Below are 15,835 nucleotides of genomic sequence, written 5' to 3'. Positions count from 1 at the left end.
TTGGGGTGGTAAAAGGTGGAAGGGAAATACTTGTCACAGCAAGCGCTGAAAGCTGTTGAATCTATTGTTTCTATTGTCAAACGGCGTTTAGTTGAAAGAACCGGTCCTTTGGTAGTGGCAATAGATGGTGGGAGCGGGGCAGGTAAATCAATGTTGGCAGCTGATGCTGCATTGTACTTAGGTGCAACTGTTATTCAATGCGACGACTTCTTTAGGGCAACGATTACTGACGAAGAATGGGACACATACACGCCGGAACAAAAATGTCTTCGTTGTATTGACTGGCAACGTATGCGAACTGAAGTATTGTCGCCCTTGTTAGCAGGCCACAAAGCACAATATCACCCATTTTCTTTTTCTTCCGGGAATGGTTTGGCTTCACACTTCGTCACAGTAGAACCATCAAATTGCATTATTCTTGATGGAATTTATAGTGCCCTCCCCGTGCTGTCTGATGTCGTTCATCTTACAATTCTGGTGAATGTGATTCCGGAGCTTCGTCGACATAGGCATAATATTAGAGAGGGTTCTAGCGATACGGAGTGGCATGCACGATGGGACGCTGCAGAGGATTATTATTTTTCAGAACTGCGTCCACCGTCTACATTTGATCTAATAGTCGAGAACTAATCGATTTATCCTACATAGGACTATCGTCAAGAATATTTTATTACGTCCTAAGGAGTAACCATATGTCAAAGCCGTATTTAATAGTCGTCACTGGCAGGCCAGGTTCAGGAAAAACGACCTTTGCTAAAAAGCTCGGTAATGAGATTTTTATGCCAGTACTGAGCCGGGATCAAATTAAGGAAGGGTATTTGCATACGCTAGGCAAAAGTCATAACGAGCTTTTGGAGGATACCAATAAAACGGCCACGGAAATCTTCTTTGATACATTAATGGGGCTGATAACAAACAACGTGTCGGTGATTGCTGAAGCAGCGTTCCAGCACCGGTTATGGTCGACTATGCTTGAACCGTTCATGGGAAAGGCGCGGATCTATCTCCTGATTTGTAAGGTTGATGAAAAGATCGCGCTCGACAGGTTTGTCCGGCGGGGGCTTGATAATCCGCTTCGGGAGTACTTCCATGGCGATAAAGGAGTCGACATAGCCAGAAAAGGAAGCGAATTGAGCGTGCCCCCTTACGAGGAACCTCGGATCGACGTCCCTATATTCAAAATTGACACTACGGAGGCATACACCCCCTCCATTAAGGAACTATGCGGGAAAATATTTGTTGAATAAGCCCTAAAACTTGCCGTTACAGACAGCGGGGGGAACCGTATCACAAATAGAGGCAAGCCTTTTTGAGCAAAAAAGTCACGGCTAACTTTAGAACGTAATAATCACGTTACCTTTTTTACGTTCGGTCTCTACATACTTGTGGGCATCCGGCAGGAGCTCCAGAGGATATCGACGATCGATCACGGCGTTCAGCGTTCCCTTTCTTGCGAGTTCCATGAGAAACGCCAAATTCGCTTTGTTCTGCATAAGGCCGGCTGTTGCAAAAACAACCCGTTTGCCTTTGAACAGGGAAGTCCACATCATCTGTAAAAAGATAGATAGCTTGAATGCGGTAGTCAGATAAATTCCCTTGCTCGTAAGTACACGCTTGCATGCCGAGAAGGAGCGTTTGCCTACAGCATCAAAAATGACATCATAGGCTTTGTCCGCCTTCGTGAAATCCTCTTGAGTATAATCTATAATGAAATCTGCCCCTGCTTTTCTTACCAGATCAACGTTACCGGCAGAGCAAACACCGGTTACTTCAGCGCCATAGTATTTGGCTAACTGCACAGCGTAGATGCCGACAGCCCCCGAGGCGCCATTAATCAGCACTTTCTGTCCCTTCCGCAGCGTTGCTTTATCTCTTAGAAACGTCAATGCGGTGGCACCCCCGTCACAGACGCCGACGGCTTCTTCATAGGTGATGTTGTCCGGTATAACCGCAAGGGGGCTCTCTTCGGGAAGACACTTATATTCGGCATAAGCGCCGAAGTTTTTGACGCTCATCCCCAAAACACGATCGCCTGCTTTGAAAGACGTTACTTCCTTGCCGACCGCTTCGACCACTCCGGCTAATTCGGTTCCTCCGATTGCAAATTTCGGTCTGGACAGTCCGTATAACAATTTAATCATAAACGGATCGCCCTTGCGAAAAGCGACGTCTGACGGCCCTACTTTGGCAGCATGGATCCGTATGAGAATTTCTTTGTCTCCAGGCGACGGTTTTGCGATTTCTTGCGGGACAATCACTTCCGGTGAACCATACGCGATTTGGACCATGGCTCTCATGGGTTTTCCCTCCTGTTTTTAGTGCATGCTATTTACAAAAAGCTCTCTAACGTTAGAAAATAGATGTGAGGAAGTACGGTAGAGAAGGAGATGTAGAAAAGTGGTAATTAAAGACATTTTATACAAGTATATGTCGAGATGGACTTCCCTTAACGAGGAAGATCAGCAAGCCATAGTGGACGAGATTCATATAGAAGAGTTTAAAAAAGGGACCGTGCTTTTTAAGCAAGGAGATGTCCCTACAACATGTTATTTCATCCTGAAAGGCTGCGTAAGGCAGTATTCGATCGATGAAGAGGGGAGAGAGGTAACATCCAATTTCTTCACAGAAGAGCAAGCCATCGCCGTTTTCAATCATCACAAACCGGACAAGTCGTCCGATTACACCTTCACGTGCGTTGAAGATTCGGTCATGGTCGTTGGCGATCTGGATATGGAAAAGGACATGTACAGCAAACACCCTCAATTGGAGTCGATGACCCGCAGGATGATCGAGGAGAACTTTAGTCAGGTCCAAGAGGAATTCGCAGCTTTTATCGCTTCTTCGCCTGAAGTGCGCTTCAAGACGCTCCTACTGAAACGTCCATCTCTCATCGACCGGGTACCCCAACATCAATTGGCCAGTTATCTCGGCCTTACTCCGGAGTCACTAAGCAGAATTAAGAAGAGAATCCATCAAGACCTTCGATGATCGGATAACCCATCCTTGGAATAGCATGCCCCCCTACGTTAAATTAATGATTACATTGTAACTAGGGGTGTGGTTGCGTGCATTGACTTAAGTCAAGAAACGAGCCTGAAAATTGGGAACCTGCGTATGTCGTGAGAGACGAGAAACTTGCCATTACAGACGGCGCGGTGAACCGTATCACAAGTAACGGCAAGTTTCCGTACGGATTAGCTCCATCAACGAACATTCCCCGAGTTGCTTCACTGACCCCATTACTGATAAATTGAATATAAGTTTGATTCATCGCTAAGAATAAAAGGGGATCAAGAAGATGGGGAAAAACGAATCCGCTTCGGTAAACCGCCGGATGGAAATAATTTCAGCTGCTATTGAGGTATTTGCAGAAACGGGATACTACCGTGCAACAACAATGCAGGTGGCCAAGCGAGCGGGTATTTCGCAACCGTATATTTTCCGTTTTTTTTCGACCAAGGAGGAACTGTTGCTTGTCGCACTCGAAGCTTCTTGGCAGAGAATCGCAGATTCCTTCCGCCAAGTTATTGCTACCGCATCGCCCACTCGATTGGAGCAGGAACTGATTGAGACTTATGAGGAAATCATGAACGCTTACCGTTCGGAGATGCTTCTCCAAATGCAGGCCCAGACGATACAAGAGGAGCCAATCCGGATGGCGATGCAGTCGGGGTTCAGAGACATTCGCCGCATCGTTCTGGAGGCGTTCCAAAAAAATGGAGTACCTGATTCGGAGGAGAGAACCAAGCTTTTCATTGCAAGGGGGATGTTGTGCAATATTTCGATGGCATTGGGACTGCCGGAACTAATGGAGGGTTAGACAGCGGCAAGTCTCTTTATAAATTAGTTATTGATCAATCACTCACAAACGTGTATATTGAGATTATGAATTTAGTTATGGATCAATCACTAATCTAAGCGGAGGTCGATATTATGAAAAAAGCGATTGTAATTGGAGCGACAGGCGGTACTGGTGCCGCCATCGTGGAAGAGTTGGTTAAACGGGGCATTGATGTCATTGCTTTCGGACGTTCCCGTTCAAAGTTGGAACAGTTCGCAACCCGATTAGGGAATCCCGCGCATTTGACCATAGCTATTGGGGACGCATTCCAGACAGACGACGTAATAGCTGCTTCAAAAGGAGCGGATGTAATGTTTCATTGTGCGAACGTCCCTTACCATGAGATGGAAACGCGCTTGATACCGCTCGGTGAAGCAGTCATGCAGGCTGCCGACCGGCTCAGCCTCAAAGTGGTAGCCGTAGATGGGATCTACCCCTATGGAAGAAGGCAAGCGGACCTTGTTACCGAAGATCACCCGAAGCAACCCCACACCCGAAAAGGTCGGATTCGTTTGCAGTTTGGACAGATGATATTCGACAGTCGTTGGAAAAACGCGCGGCCTCTCATAGTTCGCTTACCGGACTACTATGGTCCTACGGCGAACCAAGCTTCATATTTGGGCGGCACACTTGAAGCGATTGCGAAGAATAAGGTGGGGTTCTTCATTGGGAACATGAGCGTACCACGTGAATATGTGTACTTGCCGGATGCAGCAAAGATGATAGTAGAAATAGCCCTTCATGATCATGCTTACGGTCAGGAGTGGAACATCCCCGGAGTTGGCATCATCACAGGAAAGGAGATCGTACGGCTCGCACGTTCAGCCGCGGGAACTGCGAAACCCATCATACCACTGGGGAGGATCGGCTTATCCATTTTGGGCGCGTTTGTTCCGGTGATGAAGGAAGTGGTGGAAATGCTGTACTTGACGACGGAACCGCTCCGCCTGAGCGGAGAAAAGTACGAGCGGTACTTCGGCCCGATCCCGGCAACCAGCTACGAAGAAGGCATTGCTGCGACCATACTTCAAATTAAAGGGGTTAGGTAACACAATACCATGCAACTGAAACGGCCCCCCCCCAATAGGATGGCCATAAAACTTGCCGTTACAGACAGCGCGGAGAACCGTATCACAAGTAGGGCGAATAACAACATAGACCCTTCCCAATGGGTCTGTGTTGTTAGGTCATTTTGTAATTTGTAGACCAAATTCGCGATAAAGGCCGTTAATCCCTTCGCGGGTCACCAGAATGGCTCTGCCGTGAGGTGTTCTCTCAATCCATTTCAACTCAAAAAGCCGCTTCGTTATCGCTGCCCCCAGATATCCCGCCAAGTGATGGCGTCGTTCACTCCAATCTAAGCACTGTCTTGCATAATGGCGGCGCTTTTTGGCGACGTCATCGGTCTCCGCTCCCCAAGCATGCAATCTCTTTGTACCTTCCGCATTAAGCACATAATTTTTGCCTGATTCCTCCAACCATCCCAGATTCATAAGCCGATCGGTAAGCGCGACTCCGACCTCTCCAGCAAGATGATCGTAACAAGTCCGACAATGACGCATCCGCTTCAGTTCGTCTGATTCTCTTAAAGAACGGATCGGTTTCGAAGGGGAAATCATCAGCAAAGCCTCGAGTGCGTGTGCTACTTCTTGATTGGCCAGCCGAAAGTATTTATGCCTGCCATAACTCTCATGGACAAGCAAGCCGCCTGCAACCAGCTTGGCTAAGTGAGAGCTTGCCGTCTGGGGCGATATGTTAGAAGTACGAGCCAGATCGCTAGCTGGGAGCGCCTTTCCTCCAAGCAAACTCATCAGCATCGCAAGTCGCGAGGGATCGCCCATCAATTGCGCAGTTTTTAGCACGTTCGGATTCATACTTTTTCTCCTTTGCACGGATCGTTCGATCGCCATCGAAGTATTCACATGATAGCATATGTGTACATTCCGAGAAAGAGGTAATATATTATGAATCGTTCATTGTTCGTACTCCTTGTGCTGCTTGCGACATCGCTAATGGGTTCATCTTTTGCGGTCGGCAAAGTGGGCTTATCCTATGCTTCGCCTTTATTGCTAGTAGGGATTAGATTCGTGTTAGCAGGGGGAATTATGGCGCTTGCGGTCCGGTTGCAAAGAAGGCGCTTGCCAGACAAGCTTCGGGATTGGGCAAAGCTTCTTCTCATTGGCGCTTGCCAAACGACAGCGGTGATGGGGTGTATTTTCTTAAGCATGCGTACGATTCCAGTTGGAGCGACATCGATTCTAACATTCTTGAACCCGCTTTTCGTTGTCGTCTTAGGCGTTCTATTCATGAGGCTCAAATATCGGTTCTATCAATGGCTGGGGGTTGTTGTCGGATTTGTGGGAGTGTTCATTACGTTAGGATTTCATTTGCAATTATCTGCGGGAACGATACTTGGACTTGGAGCGGCGTTGGCCTGGGCGATCGCTACATTGCTAGTAAAAAAGTGGGGAGCCGATTTCGATAATTGGGTCTTAACCGCCTATCAGATGCTGTTCGGAGGATTGCTGCTGTTGGCGCTCGCATTCAGTTTGGAAACGCCAAGGCTGGTCATGAATGGGACTTTGCTGGCAGTCATATTATATCTAGCCCTACTAGGATCCATTGTCCAATTTGCGACATGGTACTACTTGCTTAGCAAAGGTGATCCCGGAAGAACAAGCGCTTTTCTTTTTTTAGCTCCGTTCTTCGGCGTATTGTCAGGATGGATGTTTCTAGGAGAAGTTATCCGCTGGTACGCTTATGTGGGGGCACTATTTATTTTTCTCGGGATTTTCCTAGTCAATTGGACCGGCGGTAATTATAGGAAATAGAAAATCGGTGAACCGTATTACAAGGGGGAAAGCATAATAAATAAGCGAATATAAAAATTAGATACGGATATCTAAGGGAAGTGAATCCCTTTGATCGATTCAATAATGGAGAATGGGTTCTGTATAGAATGTGGAGCGAAAGAGCAGGATGGTTTATCCTGTTCAGAACAATTCGGTTATCTTTTGGTTTGGGAACACAACGACCCTAATCTTTATGCCCTTCATTTCTGGACTGTTTCAAATTACTTGTTACAACACGCATCACATTTCACAAAAGAAGGATACGAATTAACTAAACAATTGTTCTGTGATGCTTATGATCATAATTGGGAAACCTCCTACATTCAAAAAAAGAATCGTGAGCTCACAACGAACAAGAATTTCAAAATTGTTAATCCGATTGTTTTCTTAGAAAGAGAAAGAGTTTCCAAGCAATGGACATTGGCTCACGGTTGTTGGGATACTCGGGCTGTTTACGCTGGCGCTGACATGGCTGGCGGTCATCCCAGGATTGACCGCAGGGTCTATGGAAGGGGCGACAGCATACTCGTATCCACTGATTTTCCTGCCTTTTATCAGTTCGGCTTTTGTCCCTACCGAAACCATGCCTAACATTGTTCGTGCATTCGCTGAGAACCAGCCTGTGACTTCAATCGTGAATTCGATTCGTGCCCTCTTGTATGAAGGGGCTGTTGGCAACGGTATCTGGACCGCGCTTGCCTGGTGCGTCGGCCTCATGTTCATAGCTTACTTCATCGCCAGTAAAGTATTTAAACGCCAGTTAGGGTAAGTACACCAACATAGGATTCGTCATATCACGTTGTGTTAGTTGAACAAAGCGAGAATAAAGAAAGGGCCATCCCAAAAGGGTGGCCCTAAAACTTGCCGTCTCAGACAGCGCGGAGAACTCTACCATGAGTAATGCAAGTTTTTGGGTGGGACGCTAAGTGACAGTGTTGAAATTTTACATAGAGTCATTTTTTTTCTTCGCGGTCTTCTTCATCTGGATGTAGGCCATACCTAATAACCCTGTTACGATCCCGAGACCACCCCATACTTCCAAATGACCTGTGAAATATCCAATCGCACCGCCAATTAATACACATGCAGCCATAATTAAACCAGCATTCATTCGTCTTCACCCCACTCTGTTCTTTTCCGCCGAGATGGTATACGGTAGACGGTCTACGCATCATTCCGACTAAGCCCCAACGAACGCTTTCATGTCCATGAGTGCGATTTCTTAAAAAGATTTTGTATTGAGAATACTTACTTTATAGTTACAAAAAACGGAATAATCTGTATTGTATGAATCGGAACTTGATTCTGGAGGTGAGATCCCCATGAACAACCTTTCCGTCGGACGCATATTGACGCGCCTTGTTCTACAAGATTGCATCAAAGACATCTGGGTGTTTGAGAGCAATGGGGGCTTGCTGAAGATGAGATGCAAATCATCGCACCCAACGGCTCCGTGAAATTGATTTTGTACTATAAGGGGTATTTCGCAGACTGCCAGATTGGCGGTCATTCGTTTCAGTTGCCGGAACACCGACTGTTTGTCACAGGGGTATCCGACTGCCCTTCTTTCGCCGAATTCGAACGAGACGAGCCGTTCGGCTGCATCAGTATCGAACTCAACCCCGCCGCCGCCTATCGTCTGCTAGCCGTTCCACAACATGAATTGCGCAATACAGTCGTGCCGATTGGCGAAATTATTGGCACATCGGCCGCACGCATTCTGGAAGAGCGGATGTATCTGGAGTCGAATCCGGCAAATAAGACAGCGCTGCTTCAAGAATACCTGACCGGGGTGCTCATCGGGACAGAGTGAGACGCGCCCCGTTAAGCTGAATCGTATTATAATGGCAGATTGGAGAAATAGGAATGGCAAACACGGATAAGTTCGAAATGATAGCTAAAATGTATGACACCGCTGAAAGAATCCATATAGCCAAGGTATCATCAGACGCCATTCGCGAATATTTAGTTGATGCTAAACATAAGAATGCGATCGATTTTGGGTGCGGAACCGGTCTTGTCGGCATGAATTTGTTAAACGATTTTCATTCCATGCTTTTTCTGGATACATCAATAAACATGATCAATCAAGTAAAGCAAAAAATTTCCGATTTTAACATTCAGAGTGCGGACACCTTATGCTTTGATTTTGAACAGGAAGGTTTGGCGGAATTAAATGCCGACTATATTTTCATGGCGCAGGTTCTGCTTCATATTCCTGATGTTGAATTCGTGCTATCAAGATTATTCGATGTTCTGAATGAAGGGGGACATTTACTTATTGTAGATTTCAACAAAAACGAAAACATCGTTTCAAATATCGTTCATAACGGATTCGACCAAGATGAGCTGACTGACATGATGACTAAAATCGGGTACAGGGATATTCAATCTAAAACTTTTTATACTGGAAGTAAGATATTCATGGGACAGGATGCCTCTATGTTTGTTCTTTATTCTCAGAAATAATAGTAAAAAATACAATAATGGAAATCCAAGCCGGAAGATATCACGTATTTGAAGTTGGAATTTGCATATGAACGGATGAAACAAACGGGGATGGGTGTGAGTGGATTGTGAAAACAATAGGACTTATAGGCGGCATGAGCTGGGAATCATCCGTACTCTATTACCGGATCATCAATGTGAGGGTAAAAGAAAGGAAAGGTGGACACCACTCAGCAAAAAGTCTGCTGTATTCCGTAGATTTTCAAGAAATCAAAGATCTCCAGCATCAAGGGAATTGGACAGAGTCTACAAAGATCATGATTGAAGCAGCACAAAAACTTGAAGCAGGCGGAGCGGATGTCATCATCATATGCACGAATACGATGCACAAGATGGCGTTGGAAGTGATGAACGCGGTATCGATTCCTTTACTCCATATTGCAGATGCAACAGCAAATAAAATTATTAGCGATAAAATAAAGAAGGTGGCTTTGTTAGGGACTGCTTTTACGATGGAGCAAGATTTTTACAAGGGTAGACTTATTAATCAGTTTGGACTTGAGGTTATTGTTCCGGATGAAGCAGATAGAGGGGTCATTCACGAAATCATTTATCACGAGCTTTGTCTTGGCATTATAAATGAACATTCAAAGAAAAGATATCTAGACATAATTGACAGTCTTATCCGTAAGGGAGCGGAGGCTGTTATTCTTGGATGTACAGAAATCACAATGCTCATCTCACAAGAAGACTGTAATATTCCGATTTATGATACAACACGACTTCATGCTGAGGCTGCTGTTGATTTTGCGTTAGGTGACGAGGAGTAAAAATAAAAACTCGCCGTTACAGACAGCGCGGAGAACCGATGAAACGTCTTAACCGCACGCCTTGACTTTTGCGCCCGGAACGTTACGCTTTGAAGTAGCGAAATAGAAGTTACAGGACAACGGGAGCGAAGTCGGATGATTACACGCAAGGTCACCCCGTCGGAAAGCGGCAAACGGCTGCATCGATACCTCCGCACATTAATGCCGAATATTCCTCTCGGCCAAATTTACAAAATGATCGACCAAGGCCGGGTGCGCGTCAACGGCAAACGCAAAAACCAAAATTACGAGCTGAGCGCAGGGGACGAGCTCGTACTCCATATTGAAGAGACGGCCTACGAAGAAGCCAGCGCCGGTCAGAAGAAGCCGAAGTTCGTCGGCGTCAGCGCGGACATCGACGTCGTATTCGAGGATGATGAGCTGCTGGTGGTGAACAAGCCGGCCGGTATGCTCACGCACCCCGATCAAGCGCAACAGAAAGATACCCTGATCGGCCGCGTTCACGCTTATTTGTACCGCAAAGGCCAGCTCGACAGCGCGTTGTTCCAGCCGGCGACGGCGAATCGGCTTGACCGTAACACCAGCGGACTTGTCCTCGTCGGCAAAACCGCGGGCATGCTGCATCAGTTGAACCAATGGATTCAAAAACGGGAGCTGGAAAAGTTCTATGTTACGTTGGTGGAAGGACGTCTCAGCGGCGAAGGCTTGATCGAAGGATCGCTGATCCGGGATGAGAAAAGCAACCGCACCTTGGTCGTGAAAGAACGAAAGACGACCGACCCAACAGAAGAACGTCCCGGCGAGAAAGAAGCGAAAACCCGATACCGCGTGCTCCAGACCGGGCGCGCCCATTCGCTGGTCGAGGTCGAGCTGATCAGCGGCCGCACCCATCAAATCCGCACCCATTTTCAGAGCATCGGTCACCCGCTGCTCGGCGATATCAAATACGGAGGCCGCCCGTTCGCCGGAATCAATCATCAACTGCTTCACGCCTGGCGGATCACACTGCCCGACGGCCGCGAGTTCCGTGCGCCGATGCCGTCCGCAATGAGAATAATGCTGGACAAACTCGGGTTACAACTGAACTGAAGTCACCTTCCAGCGATGCGCGACACCTTAATAAGCCCGATTCTTCCAAAGCTGGAGGGACCGGGCTTTATTAGAGGGGAATCGGCTTTTTTGTCGAATAGAAAGGGAATGTAACCGTACTACAATCCCCTTGGAGGAAGCGCGCCGCATGATCTTCGTTCTCATTGCGTTATGGACGGTGGCGGGATTTTTGCTGGCGTCCGATCCCCGCTCGGCCGCATCCCGCCGGCTCGCGGCGGTTTCTTTTTTCGGAGGCGCCGGAGCGCTGGCCGCGGTCATCGACGAGCAAATCATTCCGGGGCTCCTATCCGCCTATCCAAATCGACACGAAACCGCAGAAAAAGTGCTGTATGCCATCCAAGCGGTCTCGTCCGTCTCTTCTTATTACGGCGTGCCTTATACTTTCGCACTTTTCGCGGCCGCATACCGGCCTGTTCGGCTACCTAACCGACTGAACCGGTGGCTTCCGTTCATTTTGTTTGTTCCGATCGCCGCCTGTTTGCTGTTTACGCCTTGGTATACGGAGATGTATCCGATCTCGTTCCGTATCGTCGTGTGGTGGGCAGTTCCTTATTTGCTGGCAAGCAGCCTGCTGATCGTGACGAAGAAATCGGCTTATCGCCGATTCGAGCGCACGCATGCGATCGTCTGTCTCGCGGTATTGCCGCCCGTGTTGTTTTTCATGGTGATGAATTATGTGCTGCCCAGTTTGGGCCAACTCCGCATGTGGGTGTACAACACCGCTTTCGTCGGCGTAGGCTTCGGCGTTTTCCTGATCGGCCTGTTCACTTACGGCTTCATGGGCGTCCGGCTTGCGGTCGACAGGAGGAGAATGGATTCCACGCTGCGGGCGGTCACCTCAGGTACGGCGATTCTGAACCATGCGATCAAGAACGATATCGGAAAAATGAGGCTGTTCGGCGAAAAAATCAAAACGTTTGCGAAATCTACCGACCAACTGGAGCTCGAGCAAGATATCCAAACGATGCTTTCATCGGCCGCTCATATTCAAGAAATGATTTCCCGCGTCCATCAGCGAACGGAAGATTTGGCGCTTCGGCCGGAGACCGCCGATTTGGGGGGCGTGATTCAGGAGACGCTGCGCTCGTTCGGCCCCCGTCTCGGCGATGTCCAACTCCGCACGTTCGTGCCGGAGGACTGGCGCTGCAGGATTGACGCGGTGCAGCTGGGAGAAGCGATTCACAATATTGTATCCAACGCGCTGGAAGCGATGGGAGAGAAAGGCGAGCTCATCGTCCGCTTATCGGAGAACAAGCGGGAATTCCGTATCGAAATCGAAGACAACGGACCCGGGATGGACAAGAAGCAAATCGCCGGCGCGCTTGAGCCCTTTTACAGCACGAAAGCCGGTACCGGAACCAATTTCGGGCTCGGTCTGCCCTACGCTTATCATGTCATGCGGAAGCATAGAGGGACGCTTATGATCCGAAGCGCCAAAGGGGTCGGAACGACCGTGTGTCTCGTTTTGCCGAAGCGCGCTGTTCTTGCGGATCGAAAGCAACGGACCACAGCGAGAGGAGGGGATGCAGATGTCGGAAATACGGGTGTGGATCGTGGAGGATGATCCGGATTGGCAGCGGGGTTTGACCTCCTACTTGAACAGTCAGCCGGATATCACCGTTACGTTAACGGCCGACAACGCGACCCGCTTACGGGAAGCGCTGCAAGCGTCGGAAGCCGGCCCCGATGTCGTATTGATGGACATCATGCTGCACGGTGAACCCGCGGGCATCGGGCTCGCGGAAGAAACCGCCGCGTCGACGGGCGCCCGGGTGATCATGCTGACCTCGATGGAGGAAAAGGAATTCATTTTCCGTTCCTTCCAAGCCGGAGCGATCGACTATCAGATCAAGTCCGATTTTGAGGCTTTGCCCGGAGCCATCCGTTCGGCTTATGCTAGGCGGTCGGCGATCAGCCCGGAAGCTGCGGAACAGATGCGCCAAGAGTTTCAAAGGCTGAAGCGGCTGGAGCGGGAATTCGAGGTGCGCAAAATGAGGGATCTGGTGACGCCGTCGGAGTTGCAGCTGCTGGAGTTGGTGGACGAAGGATATTCGCAGTCGCAGATTGCGGAGCGGCTGTTCATCTCCATCCGAACCGTCAAGAACCATATCAATCACGTGTTGAAAAAGCTGAACCTCCCCGGCTCCAAAGAGGCGGCACGGAAGGCGAGAGAGATGGGGCTCATCGGCGATAAACACGAAGACACGAATGGTACCATGTGAAGATGGTACTATTTTTTTTATGCCGTTTTTCTACAATGAAGCTGTGATAACCGGAATCACAAATCGACTTCAGCACGGAAGGGGAGAGTCGGATGGCGTTCGTACCGTTTACCGCCGCCCATTGGGCAGGCATCGTTTTTGCGATCGCGGCGGCCGCGCTCATCATCGGCTTCCGGAACCTAATTCGCGTCGAAGCGAGAGACCGGAAGCTGAGACTTTCATTGGCGGCCATCCTGATCGGAACCGAGTTGTCGCTCTACACGTGGTACGGAGTTACGGATAATTGGGGGCTTCATGCGCTTCCTTTCCAGCTGTGCACGATCACCTTATGGGTTTCCGCCATCACACTGATCACGCGCTGCCGCAAGCTTTACGACATCGCATTCTTTCTCGGCATTTTGGGAGCGACGCAAGCGTTGTTAACACCAAACCTGGACGAGACGTTTCCGAACTTCCGCTATTTTCACTTTTTCATCGCACATGCGGCGATTGTGGGAGCAGGCGTCTACATGGCGGTGATCGATGGCTATCGGCCCAACCTGCGCTCGGTGTGGCGTGCCTGGGGATGGCTGAATGGGTTTGCGCTTGCAGCCGGCATCGCGAATAAGGCGACGGGTGAGAACTTCATGTTTGTCGCCCGCAAGCCGGATACCGCCTCGCTGCTCGATTTGCTGCCTCCGTGGCCTTGGTATTTGCTTGAGCTCGAAATCATCGCATTGGCTCTCTGTATGCTGCTGCTCGGTATCGCAAGGTTTTCGGGACGGGTATTTGGAAAACGCAACACACAAATTGAGGTTTACGGGGAGGATGTCGTGAAATGAACGCGACGTTTCGGAAACATTGGACTTCATTGCTGGGTGTGCTGCTGATTTTGACGGCTTTCGTCACCTTGTTCAAATATTCGATCGATCAGGGCTGGATTACGGATCCGATGAAAATCGGGCTGGGACTGCTGTGCGGTGCGGGTTTGTGCGTTGGTGGTCTGGCGCTGGCGCTGCATAAGCGTCAGACGGTAACGGGTGAAATTATCATCGGGCTGGGAACCAGCCTGCTCTACGCCACGTTCTCGTTTGCGGGCATTTATTACGAACTCTGGAGCTCCGGATCCGTCTTCATCGGCATGATCGGCATCACGGCCTCGCTGACCGCGTATGCGTACCGTTTCGACTCGCGCCTGCTCATGAACATTTCCTTTGCGGGCGGACTGTTGTCCCCGCTGTTGATGCAGCCGGCCACGGACCAAGTTTTCGCGCTGTTTCTATATTTGCTGGTGCTGAACGCCGCATTTTTCTTCCTCAGCATCGCCAAAGGCTGGTCGGAGCTCAGAATCGCGCCTTTCTTCGGTTCCTGGCTGCTATATGTCGTTTATTTCTTCCACTTCGACCCGCCAACGGAAGGTTTGTGGAGCCTGCCGCTGCGATATGCGCTCGCCGCTTTCGTGTTTTATATTGCCGGTTTTATGATCTCTTCCTGGAAAAACAACCGCTGCTTCGATGGATGGAATCTATATCTAAGTCTCGCGAACGGCATGCTGTTCGGTTTTTGGGCGATGCTCATCCTGGATGGAGATCTGCACTACGGGTACGTTTTAGCGTTCTTGGGTGTCATCTATGGCATTGTGGGCGTGCTGACTTATCGCTTCACGGGTAAAATCGGATTGGCTTCCGCCGTCCCAATGCTCGCTGGATTGATGCTGCTTCTGATCGCAGCGACGCATTTGGGCAGCGGAATGGAAACGAAGCCGATCGTCAGCGTGTTCCTGTGGGGCGGAATCGCCGTCCTTCTCGCTTGGGGCGCGCGTCGATATCCAGGCGGTTTATTGCTGAATGTTGGCGCAGTAGGGATTTGGCTGATCGTGGGGATTTACTGGTACATCGTGACATGGGATACGCCGCGCGGGGAATGGTTCGGCACGTACATCCCGTTCCTCAACTCCGGCGCAGCCGCGTGGATGCTGCTTTCCGCGCTCGGATTTTACTTCTCGCTGAACCGTGTCGTCCCGTTCGGAAACGACAAGACGCAAGAGCTGCTGTCGCAAATATTCGCGCTGTTCGCCCACTTAATTGTAGGTGGCTTGCTCACTCTTCAAATCGAAAATGCATTTGAGGAATACGCACCGGACTCGGCAGAGATGTCCTTGAGCCTGACGCTTTCGGTCGTGTGGGGAGTCTATGCGCTGCTGCTCTTCCTCTGGGGAGCTTACCGCCGGCAAATGACGTTCCGCTGGTTCGGATCTGCAGTTCTGTTGTTCGTCGCCTTTAAAGCGATCTTCCTGGACTTGAGCGGGGAACAAGTGCTGTATAAAGTGCTGGTGCTGCTCATTCTCGGAGGAATGTCCTTCCTGGCGACTTGGATTAACGGGAAGTGGCGGACGGAGAATCAACCGGCTGCTGAAAGTGAAAACCTTAGGAATGACGTTTTTGATCGTCATTCCTAAGTGAGGAGTCCATATGCCGGAATGATCTTTGCGTTATTAAGCGATCAGGTACGATACCACATGGATGATGAAGGCTGCCGTTCAATTGAACGGCA

Annotated in this window: 17 protein-coding genes and 2 pseudogenes; 16 read left to right on the top strand and 3 right to left on the bottom strand. The window is 49.4% G+C overall.

The genetic code is table 11. The features are described from left to right. Positions 1-30 precede the first annotated feature (30 nt). Complete coding sequence (locus E5161_RS03805; RefSeq protein WP_136776321.1) at positions 31-630, top strand: uridine kinase family protein; 600 nt, start codon at positions 31-33, stop codon at positions 628-630. Between the two features lie 62 nt (positions 631-692). After that, positions 693-1,247, top strand: a complete 555-nt coding sequence (locus tag E5161_RS03800) for an AAA family ATPase (RefSeq protein WP_136776320.1) — start codon at positions 693-695, stop codon at positions 1,245-1,247. 87 nt (positions 1,248-1,334) lie between these two features. Here the strand turns inward: E5161_RS03800 and E5161_RS03795 are convergent, their stop codons facing one another. Further along, a complete protein-coding gene (locus E5161_RS03795; RefSeq protein WP_246042083.1) occupies positions 1,335-2,288 on the bottom strand; it encodes an NAD(P)-dependent alcohol dehydrogenase in 954 nt (317 codons plus the stop codon). A 115-nt stretch (positions 2,289-2,403) separates the two neighbouring features. Here E5161_RS03795 and E5161_RS03790 point away from each other — a divergent pair, with 115 nt between their 5' ends. From E5161_RS03790 to E5161_RS03780, 3 genes are all read left to right on the top strand, one after another. Next, the gene (locus E5161_RS03790; RefSeq protein WP_136776428.1) at positions 2,404-2,988 is read left to right on the top strand and encodes a Crp/Fnr family transcriptional regulator; all 585 of its coding nucleotides are present in this window, start codon (positions 2,404-2,406) and stop codon (positions 2,986-2,988) included. Positions 2,989-3,298: 310 nt separating this feature from the next. After that, positions 3,299-3,820, top strand: a complete 522-nt coding sequence (locus E5161_RS03785; protein ID WP_136776318.1) for a TetR/AcrR family transcriptional regulator — start codon at positions 3,299-3,301, stop codon at positions 3,818-3,820. A 113-nt stretch (positions 3,821-3,933) separates the two neighbouring features. Continuing rightward, entirely contained in the window at positions 3,934-4,890 is a 957-nt protein-coding gene (locus E5161_RS03780; protein WP_136776317.1) for an SDR family NAD(P)-dependent oxidoreductase, read from the top strand. Positions 4,891-5,028: 138 nt separating this feature from the next. On the opposite strand, the gene E5161_RS03775 is transcribed toward E5161_RS03780, so the two are convergent. After that, positions 5,029-5,715, bottom strand: coding sequence for an ArsR/SmtB family transcription factor (locus E5161_RS03775; protein ID WP_136776316.1), 687 nt, complete (start codon positions 5,713-5,715; stop codon positions 5,029-5,031). Positions 5,716-5,805: 90 nt separating this feature from the next. Here E5161_RS03775 and E5161_RS03770 point away from each other — a divergent pair, with 90 nt between their 5' ends. The 3 genes and pseudogenes from E5161_RS03770 to E5161_RS03765 form a co-directional block, all read left to right on the top strand. Further along, complete coding sequence (locus E5161_RS03770; protein ID WP_136776315.1) at positions 5,806-6,672, top strand: DMT family transporter; 867 nt, start codon at positions 5,806-5,808, stop codon at positions 6,670-6,672. A 105-nt stretch (positions 6,673-6,777) separates the two neighbouring features. Further along, positions 6,778-7,101 (top strand): annotated as a pseudogene (locus tag E5161_RS21045) (DUF5946 family protein); the annotation flags it as partial. Positions 7,102-7,114: 13 nt separating this feature from the next. Next, positions 7,115-7,462: pseudogene (locus E5161_RS03765) on the top strand (ABC transporter permease); the annotation flags it as partial. A 174-nt stretch (positions 7,463-7,636) separates the two neighbouring features. Here E5161_RS03765 and E5161_RS20670 read toward each other — a convergent pair. Continuing rightward, positions 7,637-7,804 (bottom strand): hypothetical protein, encoded by a 168-nt coding sequence (locus E5161_RS20670; RefSeq protein WP_169306566.1) that lies wholly within the window; start codon positions 7,802-7,804, stop codon positions 7,637-7,639. Between the two features lie 315 nt (positions 7,805-8,119). Here E5161_RS20670 and E5161_RS03760 point away from each other — a divergent pair, with 315 nt between their 5' ends. The 8 genes from E5161_RS03760 to E5161_RS03725 all read left to right on the top strand — a co-directional run bounded on the left by E5161_RS03760 (position 8,120) and on the right by E5161_RS03725 (position 15,740). Beyond that, positions 8,120-8,506, top strand: coding sequence for a hypothetical protein (locus E5161_RS03760; RefSeq protein WP_136776314.1), 387 nt, complete (start codon positions 8,120-8,122; stop codon positions 8,504-8,506). A 53-nt stretch (positions 8,507-8,559) separates the two neighbouring features. Beyond that, the gene (locus E5161_RS03755) at positions 8,560-9,162 is read left to right on the top strand and encodes a class I SAM-dependent methyltransferase (RefSeq protein ID WP_136776313.1); all 603 of its coding nucleotides are present in this window, start codon (positions 8,560-8,562) and stop codon (positions 9,160-9,162) included. Between the two features lie 107 nt (positions 9,163-9,269). Next, the gene (locus E5161_RS03750) at positions 9,270-9,971 is read left to right on the top strand and encodes an aspartate/glutamate racemase family protein (RefSeq protein WP_136776312.1); all 702 of its coding nucleotides are present in this window, start codon (positions 9,270-9,272) and stop codon (positions 9,969-9,971) included. A 135-nt stretch (positions 9,972-10,106) separates the two neighbouring features. Beyond that, the gene (locus E5161_RS03745; RefSeq protein ID WP_136776311.1) at positions 10,107-11,060 is read left to right on the top strand and encodes an RluA family pseudouridine synthase; all 954 of its coding nucleotides are present in this window, start codon (positions 10,107-10,109) and stop codon (positions 11,058-11,060) included. Positions 11,061-11,208: 148 nt separating this feature from the next. Then, a complete protein-coding gene (locus E5161_RS03740; protein WP_136776310.1) occupies positions 11,209-12,645 on the top strand; it encodes a sensor histidine kinase in 1,437 nt (478 codons plus the stop codon). Further along, a complete protein-coding gene (locus tag E5161_RS03735; RefSeq protein ID WP_246042082.1) occupies positions 12,611-13,303 on the top strand; it encodes a response regulator transcription factor in 693 nt (230 codons plus the stop codon). Before E5161_RS03740 ends, E5161_RS03735 begins: the two co-directional genes overlap by 35 nt. A gap of 92 nt (positions 13,304-13,395) precedes the next feature. Further along, positions 13,396-14,124: a YwaF family protein gene (locus tag E5161_RS03730; RefSeq protein WP_136776308.1), complete on the top strand. Its 729-nt coding sequence runs from the start codon at positions 13,396-13,398 to the stop codon at positions 14,122-14,124. Next, positions 14,121-15,740 carry a DUF2339 domain-containing protein gene (locus E5161_RS03725; RefSeq protein ID WP_136776307.1) on the top strand — a complete coding sequence of 540 codons (1,620 nt, stop codon included), beginning with the start codon at positions 14,121-14,123 and terminating at the stop codon, positions 15,738-15,740. The genes E5161_RS03730 and E5161_RS03725 overlap by 4 nt, the downstream gene beginning before the upstream one ends. The last annotated feature ends 95 nt before the right edge of the window (positions 15,741-15,835 follow it).

The organism is Cohnella pontilimi, from assembly GCF_005049045.1.
GTDB lineage: Bacteria > Bacillota > Bacilli > Paenibacillales > Paenibacillaceae > Cohnella > Cohnella pontilimi.
Note: the sequence above shows the minus strand (reverse complement) of the source record. Positions and strands in the feature narration are given on the sequence as shown.

Excerpts from the sequence above, each read along its gene's own strand:
- E5161_RS03800 (WP_136776320.1), top strand. The coding sequence starts at position 693 with ATGTCAAAGCCGTATTTAATAGTCGTCACTGGCAGGCCAGGTTCAGGA.
- E5161_RS03795 (WP_246042083.1), bottom strand. The coding sequence starts at position 2,288 with ATGGTCCAAATCGCGTATGGTTCACCGGAAGTGATTGTCCCGCAAGAA.
- E5161_RS03785 (WP_136776318.1), top strand. The coding sequence starts at position 3,299 with ATGGGGAAAAACGAATCCGCTTCGGTAAACCGCCGGATGGAAATAATT.
- E5161_RS03780 (WP_136776317.1), top strand. The coding sequence starts at position 3,934 with ATGAAAAAAGCGATTGTAATTGGAGCGACAGGCGGTACTGGTGCCGCC.
- E5161_RS03775 (WP_136776316.1), bottom strand. The coding sequence starts at position 5,715 with ATGAATCCGAACGTGCTAAAAACTGCGCAATTGATGGGCGATCCCTCG.
- E5161_RS03770 (WP_136776315.1), top strand. The coding sequence starts at position 5,806 with ATGAATCGTTCATTGTTCGTACTCCTTGTGCTGCTTGCGACATCGCTA.
- E5161_RS20670 (WP_169306566.1), bottom strand. The coding sequence starts at position 7,804 with ATGAATGCTGGTTTAATTATGGCTGCATGTGTATTAATTGGCGGTGCG.
- E5161_RS03760 (WP_136776314.1), top strand. The coding sequence starts at position 8,120 with ATGCAAATCATCGCACCCAACGGCTCCGTGAAATTGATTTTGTACTAT.
- E5161_RS03755 (WP_136776313.1), top strand. The coding sequence starts at position 8,560 with ATGGCAAACACGGATAAGTTCGAAATGATAGCTAAAATGTATGACACC.
- E5161_RS03745 (WP_136776311.1), top strand. The coding sequence starts at position 10,107 with ATGATTACACGCAAGGTCACCCCGTCGGAAAGCGGCAAACGGCTGCAT.
- E5161_RS03740 (WP_136776310.1), top strand. The coding sequence starts at position 11,209 with ATGATCTTCGTTCTCATTGCGTTATGGACGGTGGCGGGATTTTTGCTG.
- E5161_RS03735 (WP_246042082.1), top strand. The coding sequence starts at position 12,611 with ATGTCGGAAATACGGGTGTGGATCGTGGAGGATGATCCGGATTGGCAG.
- E5161_RS03730 (WP_136776308.1), top strand. The coding sequence starts at position 13,396 with ATGGCGTTCGTACCGTTTACCGCCGCCCATTGGGCAGGCATCGTTTTT.
- E5161_RS03725 (WP_136776307.1), top strand. The coding sequence starts at position 14,121 with ATGAACGCGACGTTTCGGAAACATTGGACTTCATTGCTGGGTGTGCTG.